Source organism: Pseudokineococcus sp. 5B2Z-1 (assembly GCF_037482305.1).
GTDB lineage: Bacteria > Actinomycetota > Actinomycetes > Actinomycetales > Quadrisphaeraceae > Pseudokineococcus.
Genome location: NZ_JBBHZG010000001.1, coordinates 336,834 through 345,242, shown reverse-complemented (window position 1 = coordinate 345,242; position 8,409 = coordinate 336,834). Strand labels below are relative to the sequence as shown.

The 8,409-nt window shown below is 77.7% G+C and carries 6 protein-coding genes; 5 read left to right on the top strand and 1 reads right to left on the bottom strand.

Features of this window, described 5'->3' with window-relative positions:
- Positions 1-236: 236 nt before the first annotated feature.
- A complete protein-coding gene (locus tag WDV85_RS01455; RefSeq protein ID WP_339568923.1) occupies positions 237-1,154 on the bottom strand; it encodes a TIGR01777 family oxidoreductase in 918 nt (305 codons plus the stop codon).
- 111 nt (positions 1,155-1,265) lie between these two features.
- Between WDV85_RS01455 and ligA the strand changes: the two genes are divergently transcribed.
- The 5 genes from ligA to WDV85_RS01430 form a co-directional block, all read left to right on the top strand.
- Entirely contained in the window at positions 1,266-3,743 is a 2,478-nt protein-coding gene (ligA, locus tag WDV85_RS01450) for an NAD-dependent DNA ligase LigA (RefSeq protein WP_445263140.1), read from the top strand.
- Between the two features lie 65 nt (positions 3,744-3,808).
- Entirely contained in the window at positions 3,809-4,105 is a 297-nt protein-coding gene (gene gatC, locus WDV85_RS01445; RefSeq protein WP_298804673.1) for an Asp-tRNA(Asn)/Glu-tRNA(Gln) amidotransferase subunit GatC, read from the top strand.
- Positions 4,105-5,694, top strand: coding sequence for an Asp-tRNA(Asn)/Glu-tRNA(Gln) amidotransferase subunit GatA (gene gatA, locus WDV85_RS01440; RefSeq protein ID WP_339568921.1), 1,590 nt, complete (start codon positions 4,105-4,107; stop codon positions 5,692-5,694). The genes gatC and gatA overlap by 1 nt, the downstream gene beginning before the upstream one ends.
- Positions 5,691-7,229 carry an Asp-tRNA(Asn)/Glu-tRNA(Gln) amidotransferase subunit GatB gene (gene gatB / locus WDV85_RS01435; RefSeq protein WP_445263139.1) on the top strand — a complete coding sequence of 513 codons (1,539 nt, stop codon included), beginning with the start codon at positions 5,691-5,693 and terminating at the stop codon, positions 7,227-7,229. The genes gatA and gatB overlap by 4 nt, the downstream gene beginning before the upstream one ends.
- Before the next feature lie 123 nt (positions 7,230-7,352).
- Positions 7,353-8,409 (top strand): GNAT family N-acetyltransferase (locus WDV85_RS01430; RefSeq protein ID WP_339568920.1); only part of this gene is annotated, 1,057 nt, incomplete at its 3' end.

Below are 8,409 nucleotides of genomic sequence, written 5' to 3'. Positions count from 1 at the left end.
CCCCCCCCCCCCCCCCCCCCCCCCCCCCCCCCCCCCCCCCCCCCCCCCCCCCCCCCCCCCCCCCCCCCCCCCCCCCCCCCCCCCCCCCCCCCCCCGCCGCGTCAGCGGGCTGGTGACGCGGGGGTGGCCGTCGCGACGTCGACGCCGTCGCCGAGATGGAGGCTGTCGTCACGAACGGGGCTCGCGGGTGACCCCAGCCTCCATGTCGGGGGGCCCGGGTGCGGCGTCCGGCCCGATCACGAGGAGGTGGACGGGCCGCCGAGCAGGTCGGTCAGGGCGGGGCGCAGGGTCGGGTGGGCGAAGGCGAAGCCGGCGGCCTGCAGGCGCGCCGGCACCACCCGCCGTCCGGTGAGCCCGAGCGCCGGGTCGGTCCGCAGCAGCAGCGCCCCGACCCGGAGGAGGGGGGCGGGCGTCGGCGGTGCCGGCGGCCGGCCCACGACGGCGCGCAGCGTGGCCATGAGCTCGGCGTTGCGGACCGGGGCGGGGCCGGTGGCCAGGACGACGCCGGACAGCGTCGGCTGCTCGAGCGCGGTGCGGACGACGGCGAGCCAGTCCTCGACGTGGATCCACGAGAACCACTGCCGCCCCGAGCCGACACGTCCCCCCAGGCCCCAGCGGGTCAGGAGGAGGAGCCGGTCGAGGGCCGGGGTGCCCCGGTCGAGCACGACGCTCGTCCGCAGCACCACGGTGCGCCGCGCGGGCAGGTCCGTCGCGGCGGCCTCCCAGGCGCGGGCGACGCCGGCCATCTGGGGCGGCCCGTCGGCGACGGGGGAGTCCTCGGTGAGGACGGCGTCGCCGGCGTCGCCGTGGATCGCGGCGGTGGAGGCCTGCACCCACACCGGCACCGGCTCGTCGAGCGCGGCCGCGGCGGCCGCGAGCGCGCGGGTGGGGCGGACCCGCGAGGTCGTGAGGAGGTCGACGTTCGCGGGGGTCGGCCGCCGATCCACGAGCGCGCCGGCGAGGTTGACGACGGCGGCGCCCCGCAGCTCGCGGGCCCACGGCCCCGGCGTCGCGCCGTCCCAGCCGACCTGCCGGGGACGGGCGCGCGGGTCGGGGGTGCGGCTGAGGACGACGACGTCGTGGCCGCGCTCGGCGAGGTCGTCGCCCAGGCGTCGGCCGAGGGCGCCGCTGCCCCCGGCGATGACGACCTTCACCCGCCCACCGTAGGGCCGGCCCCCCGAGCGGGCGGCGTGGTCCGCGTCGTCCCAGCACGGCCGCCGAGGGCCGGGTGTCGGGGGGGCCGGGTGTCGGGGGGCTGGGGCAGGATGCCGGACGTGAGCGCGACCCCGCCGGAGCAGCCCGCCGACGACCTGCGCGGCGTCCCCGCGGGCGACGCGCCCGCCCCGCCGGGCCCCGCCACCGAGGACGACCGCCGCGCGTGGGCCGCCCTGGCCGACGAGGTGCGGGCCCACCAGTTCGCCTACTACGTGCGCGACGCCCCGACGGTGCCCGACGCCACCTTCGACGCCCTGCTGCGGCGCCTGCAGGAGATGGAGGACGCGCACCCCGACCTGGCGGCGCCCGACTCGCCGACCCAGCGCGTGGGCGGCACCTTCTCCACCGAGTTCACCCCCGTCGACCACCTCGAGCGCCTGCTGAGCCTCGACAACGTCTTCACCGCCGAGGAGCTCGACGAGTGGGTCGAGCGCGTCGTCCGCGAGGCCGGCGAGGGGGCGCGGCTGCGCTGGCTCTGCGAGCCGAAGATCGACGGGCTCGCCGTCGACCTCGTCTACGAGGAGGGCCGCCTGGTGCGGGCCGCCACGCGCGGGGACGGGCGCACGGGGGAGGACGTCACGCTCAACGTCCGCACGCTGCATGGCGTCCCCCACCGCCTCGACGGCTCCTCGGCGCCCGTGCCCGCGCTCCTGGAGGTGCGCGGCGAGGTCTTCTTCCCCGTCGAGGCCTTCGCCGAGCTCAACGCCGGCCTCGTCGAGGCGGGCAAGCAGCCCTTCGCCAACCCGCGCAACGCCGCGGCGGGGTCGCTGCGGCAGAAGGACCCCCGCGTCACCGCCCGCCGCCCCCTGCGCGTGCTCGTCCACGGCCTCGGCCGCCGCGAGGGCTTCGACGTCGCGAGCCAGTCCGAGGCGTACGAGCGCCTCGCGGCCCTGGGCCTGCCCGTCAGCAGCCACCTGCGGGTCGTCGACGACGTCGACGCCGTGCGCGCCTTCGTCGCCCGCACGGGCGAGGGCCGCCACGACGTCGAGCACGAGATCGACGGCGCGGTGGTGAAGGTCGACGACCTGGCCATCCAGCGGCGCCTCGGCGCGACGAGCCGCGCCCCGCGCTGGGCCATCGCCTACAAGTTCCCGCCCGAGGAGGTCACCACCCGCCTGCTGGAGATCTCCGTCAACGTCGGGCGCACCGGCCGGGTCACCCCCTTCGCGCGGATGGAGCCCGTCCTCGTGGCGGGCTCGACGGTCGAGCTGGCCACGCTCCACAACGCCGACGAGGTGCGGCGCAAGGGCGTGCGGCCGGGCGACCTCGTCGTCGTCCGCAAGGCGGGCGACGTCATCCCCGAGGTGCTCGGCCCGGTGCTGGCCGAGGGCGCCGACCCGGCGGCGCGCGGCCCTGAGTGGCGGATGCCGACCGACTGCCCGTCCTGCGGCACCGCGCTGCGGCACGAGCGCGAGGGCGACAAGGACATCCGCTGCCCGAACGCGCGCACCTGCCCGGCCCAGCTGCGGGAGCGCCTCTTCCACATCGCCTCCCGCAACGCCCTCGACGTCGAGGCGCTCGGCTGGGAGGCCGCCGGCGCGCTGCTCGGCGGTGTGCCCGACGCCGGGGGCAGCCGCGACGCGCGGCCCGAGGACGACGGCGCGCCGGTCGACGCCGGCGACCGCGTGCTCACCGACGAGGGCGGGCTCTTCGCCCTCACCGACGCCGACATGCTGCGGGTCCCGCTCTTCCGCAACAGCAACGGCGACCTGTCGGCCAACGGGCGCCGGCTGCTCGACAACCTGGCGGCCGCCCGCGAGAAGCCGCTGTGGCGGGTGCTCGTCGCCCTCTCGATCCGCCACGTCGGCCCCACCGCGGCGCGCTCGCTCGCCACGCGCTTCGGCAGCCTGGACGCCGTCGTCGGCGCCAGCGCCGAGGAGCTGGCCGCCGCCGACGGCGTCGGCCCCGTCATCGCCGAGGCCGTGGGCGCCTGGTGGGCCGTGGACTGGCACCGCGCCATCGTCGAGGCCTGGCGCGAGGCCGGCGTGCGGCTCGAGGACGAGCAGGACGCGTCCGCGCCGCGCCACCTCGAGGGGGTCACCGTCGTCGTCACCGGCGGGCTCGAGGGCTTCAGCCGCGACGGCGCCAAGGAGGCGATCCTCGCCCGCGGCGGCAAGGCCTCCGGCTCGGTGTCGAAGAGGACCGACTTCGTCGTCGTCGGCGAGAACGCCGGCCAGAAGGAGGTGCGGGCCCGCGAGCTGGGGCTGCGGATCCTCGACGAGGACGGCTTCCGGCTGCTGCTGGAGGAGGGGCCCGGCGCGCTGCCGGAGCCCGAGCCGCCCGCGGAGGGCGCTCCGGACGACGCGGGGAAGGAGACGGCGGACGCGGCGACGGGTGAGGTCGACGCAGCACCGGCCAGTCCCGAGGGCGACGCGTCCGCCGTCGGGGCGCCCGCGACGAGGCCCCGCAGGACCGACCTCGACGACGTCCGCGCCTGGGCCCGGGAGAACGGGCACGACGTCGCCGCGCGGGGCCGCGTCCGGCAGGCGGTCCTCGACGCCTACGACGCCCGCGAGGAAGTGCGCTGACGTGGTGGCCCGCCTCCCGCTCGGCGGGTCGGGCCGGCCACCTCCCGGCTCCTAGACTCACGCGCATGCCCGCCCTCTCACCCGACGACGTGGCGCGCCTCGCGGCCCTCGCGCGCATCGACCTCGAGCCCGCGGAGCTGGAGCGGCTGGCCGGCGAGCTCGACGCCGTCGTCGCCGCGGTCGCCTCCGTGTCCTCCGTCGTGTCCGACGACGTGCCCGCCACGAGCCACCCGCTGCCGCTCGTCGACGTCTACCGGGAGGACGTCGTGGAGCCGTCCCTGCCCGCGGAGGACGTCCTCGCCGGCGCGCCCGCGGCCCAGGACGGCCGCTTCCTCGTCCCCCAGATCCTCGAGGAGGACTGATGGCCCCTTCGGCCGACCAGAGCAGCGGCCCGCAGACCGGCCCGGACGAGCTCGTCCGCGCGAGCGCCGCCGACCTCGCCCGCCGCCTCACGGCCGGCGAGGTCACGAGCGAGGACGTCGTGCGCGCGCACCTCGACCGCATCGCGGCCGTCGACGGCGCGCCCGGCGACGGCCGCGGCGTCGCGGCCTACCTGCACGTCAGCGGCGAGGAGGCGCTGGCGACGGCCCGCGACGTCGACGCCCGCCGCGCGGCCGGCGAGCAGCTGCACGCCCTCGCCGGCGTCCCCGTCGCCGTCAAGGACGTCGTCGTCACGCGCGGCACGCCCACGACCGCCGGCTCGAAGATCCTCGAGGGCTGGGTGCCCCCGTACGACGCGACGCTCGTCGAGCGGCTGCACGCCGCGGGGATGCCGGTGCTCGGCAAGACGAACATGGACGAGTTCGCCATGGGCAGCTCGACCGAGCACTCCGCCTACGGGCCGACGCGCAACCCCTGGGACACCGCGCGGACGCCGGGCGGCTCCGGCGGCGGCAGCGCCGCGGCGGTCGCCGCCTTCGAGGCGCCGCTCGCGGTCGGCACCGACACCGGCGGCTCGATCCGCCAGCCCGCCGCCGTCACCGGCTCGGTCGGCGTCAAGCCCACCTACGGCGGGATCTCGCGGTACGGGCTCATCGCCATGGCCTCGAGCCTCGACCAGGCGGGGCCTTGCGCCCGGTCCGTGCTCGACGCGGCGCTCCTCCACGAGGTCATGGGCGGCCACGACCCCCGCGACGCGACGTCGCTGCCCGACCCCGTCGGCCCGCTCGCCGAGGCCGCCCGCTCGCGCGACGTGCGCGGCATGCGCGTCGGCGTCGTGCGCGAGCTCACCGGCGAGGGGTTCTCGTCCGAGGTCATGGCCAGCTTCCGGTCCGCGCTGGACCTGCTCGCGGACGCCGGCGCCGAGGTCGTCGAGGTCTCCTGCCCGACCTTCGCCCACGCCCTCGACGCCTACTACCTCGTCATGCCGAGCGAGGCCTCGAGCAACCTGGCCCGCTTCGACGGCATGCGCTTCGGCCTGCGGGTCGAGCCGTCCGAGGGCCCGGTGACGGCGGAGCGCGTCATGGCCGCCACGCGCGGCGCGGGCTTCGGCCCCGAGGTCAAGCGCCGGATCATCCTCGGCACCTACGCCCTGTCGGCCGGCTACTACGACGCCTACTACGGCTCGGCGCAGAAGGTCCGCACGCTCGTCCAGCGCGACTTCGCCGCGGCGCACGAGCAGGCCGACGTCCTCGTCTCGCCGACGGCGCCGACGACGGCGTTCCCGCTGGGGAGCCGCCTCGACGACCCGCTCGCCATGTACGCCGCCGACATCGCCACCATCCCCGCCAACCTCGCGGGCGTGCCGGGCATGTCGCTGCCGAGCGGCCTCGCCGCCGACGGCCTGCCCGTCGGGTTCCAGGTCATGGCGCCGGCCCGCGCCGACGAGCGCCTCTACCGCCTCGGCGGCGCCCTCGAGGCGCTGCTCGAGGACCGCTGGGGCGGGCCGCTGCTCGCCTCGGCCCCGGCCCTCGACACCGTGCCCGCCCGACCGGAGGTCGCCACCGCATGAGCACCGCCACCGCACCGGCCGCCATGGGCGGCGAGCCGCTCGTCGCCTACGACGACGCCGCGGCGCGCTACGACGTCGTCATCGGCCTCGAGGTCCACGTCGAACTCGGCACCGCGACGAAGATGTTCGACGGCTCCTCGACGGCCTTCGGCGCCGAGCCCAACACCCAGGTGTCCCCGGTGTCGCTCGGCCTGCCGGGCGCGCTGCCCGTGGTCAACCGCACGGCGGTCGAGCACGGCATCCGCATCGGCCTGGCGCTCGACTGCACCATCGCGGAGATGTGCCGCTTCGCCCGGAAGAACTACTTCTACCCGGACATGCCGAAGAACTTCCAGACCTCGCAGTACGACGAGCCCATCGCGGCCGACGGGCACCTCGACGTCGTCCTCGAGGACGGCACGCCCTGGCGCGTCGAGGTCGAGCGGGCGCACCTGGAGGAGGACACGGGCAAGTCGACGCACGTCGGCGGGGCCACGGGCCGCATCCACGGCGCCGATCACTCCCTCGTCGACTACAACCGCGCCGGCATCCCGCTCGTCGAGATCGTCACGCGACCCGTCACCGGCGCCGGCGCGCGCGCCCCCGAGGTGGCCCGCGCCTACGTCGCCGCGCTGCGCGACCTGCTGCGCGCGCTCGGCGTGTCCGAGGCCCGCATGGAGCAGGGCCAGATGCGCGCCGACGTCAACGTCTCGCTGCGGCCCTCGCCCGAAGCACCGCTCGGGACGCGCACGGAGACGAAGAACGTCAACTCCTTCCGCTCCGTCGAGCGGGCCGTGCGGTACGAGGTGTCGCGCCAGGCCGCGGTCCTCGACGCGGGCGGGTCGGTGCTGCAGGAGACGCGGCACTGGCACGAGGACACGGGCATCACGACGTCCGGGCGCGTGAAGTCCGACGCCGACGACTACCGCTACTTCCCCGAGCCCGACCTCGTGCCCATGACGCCGTCGCGCGCCTGGGTCGAGGAGGTCCGCGCGTCCCTGCCCGAGCTGCCCGTCGCCCGCCGCGCGCGGCTGCAGGCGGAGTGGGGCTACAGCGACCTCGAGATGCGCGACGTCGTCAACGCCGGGCTCCTCGACGTCATCTCCGCGACCGTGGCGCAGGGCGCGAGCCCGGCCGCCGCCCGCAAGTGGTGGGGCGGGGAGCTGGCGCGCACCGCCAACGCCCGCGAGGTGGAGGTCACGGCGCTGCCCGTCGGCCCCGCCGAGGTCGCCGAGCTCGCCGGGCTCGTCGAGTCGGGGCGCATCACCGACCGGATGGCGCGCGAGGTGCTCGAGGGCGTGCTCGCGGGGGAGGGGACGCCGACCGAGGTCGTCACCGCCCGCGGCCTCGAGGTCGTCTCCGACGAGTCGGCGCTCGTCACGGCCGTGGACGAGGCGCTGGCGGCGAACCCGGACGTCGCGGAGAAGATCCGCGGCGGCAAGGTGCAGGCCGCCGGGGCGGTCGTGGGCGCCGTCATGAAGGCCACCCGCGGGGCCGCGGACGCCAAGCGCGTGCGCGAGCTCGTGCTCGAGCGGGTCGGGGCACCGCAGGCCTGAGCCCGAGCGGGCCCCGGCGGTCGGGCCCGGCGGTCGGGTCCGGCCGTCGGGTCCGGCCGTCGGACCTCGGTCGTCCGTGCTCGGTCGTCAGGGCAGGGGCGTCGCCGCCGGTAGCGTTCCGGGGTGCCTCCCGAGACCGCCGCCCCGTCCGCCCGCGAGCCCCGCGCCCCCCGGCCGGGCCCGGTGGTCCGTCCGCTCGGGCCCGAGGACCACGCCCGGCAGTGGCGCCTGCACGCGCTGTCCTTCGGCGAGGACCTGTCGTCGCCGCCCGACCCGGGCACGGAGCCCGAGGGCGCCGTCCGCTACGGGGCGCTGGGCGACGACGGCGACCTCCTCGGCGCGGTGACGCTCCTGCCGCGCGAGCACTGGTGGGGCGGGCGGCGCGTCGTGGCCGCCGACGTCACCGACGTCGCCGTCCAGCCGGAGGCCCGCGGCGCGGGCGTCGCGACGTCCCTGCTCCGCGCCCTCCTCAAGGGCGCCCGCGAGCGCGGCGCCGCCGTCTCGGCGCTCTTCCCGACCGTCGCCGGGCTCTACCGCCGCGCCGGCTGGGAGGTCACGGGCACGCTGACGACCGTCGAGGTGCCCACGCACGCCCTCGCGCGCAGCGGGGCGGCGCCCGGCCTCACCACGCGCACGGGCGGCGCGGCCGACCTGCCCGCGGTGGCCGCCCTCTACGAGCGCGAGGCCCGTGCGCGCAGCGGCATGCTCGTCCGCCCGGCGCCGGCCACGGACCGGCTGCCCGAGGGCGTCGACGGACTGACCCTCGTCGAGGACGGCGACCGGCTCGTCGCCGCCGCGAGCTGGCACCGCGGCCGCGGCTACGGCCGCGAGGCCGTCTTCACGGTCCGCGACGTCGTCGCCGACACCCCGGCGGCCGCGCGGACGCTGCTGGGGGTGCTGGCCGGCTGGGCGCCGGTCGCCCGCAACCTCCACCTGCGCCTGCTGCGCGGGGACGCCGTCGCCACCGCGCTGCCCGTCGAGCTGGCCCGCGTCGTCGACCGCAAGGTCGCCATGCACCGGGTGGTGGACCTCGAGCAGGCCATGGCGCAGCGCGGCTGGCCGCAGCCGCTGTCGGGGTCGGTGGTCGTCGAGCTGCGGGACGACCTCGCGCCGTGGAACTCCGGCACCTGGGAGCTGTCGGTCTCCGGGGGCCGCGGCCGTGCGGTCCGCACGGACGCCG

Excerpts from the sequence above, each read along its gene's own strand:
- gatC (WP_298804673.1), top strand. The coding sequence starts at position 3,809 with ATGCCCGCCCTCTCACCCGACGACGTGGCGCGCCTCGCGGCCCTCGCG.
- gatA (WP_339568921.1), top strand. The coding sequence starts at position 4,105 with ATGGCCCCTTCGGCCGACCAGAGCAGCGGCCCGCAGACCGGCCCGGAC.
- gatB (WP_445263139.1), top strand. The coding sequence starts at position 5,691 with ATGAGCACCGCCACCGCACCGGCCGCCATGGGCGGCGAGCCGCTCGTC.
- ligA (WP_445263140.1), top strand. The coding sequence starts at position 1,266 with ATGCCGGACGTGAGCGCGACCCCGCCGGAGCAGCCCGCCGACGACCTG.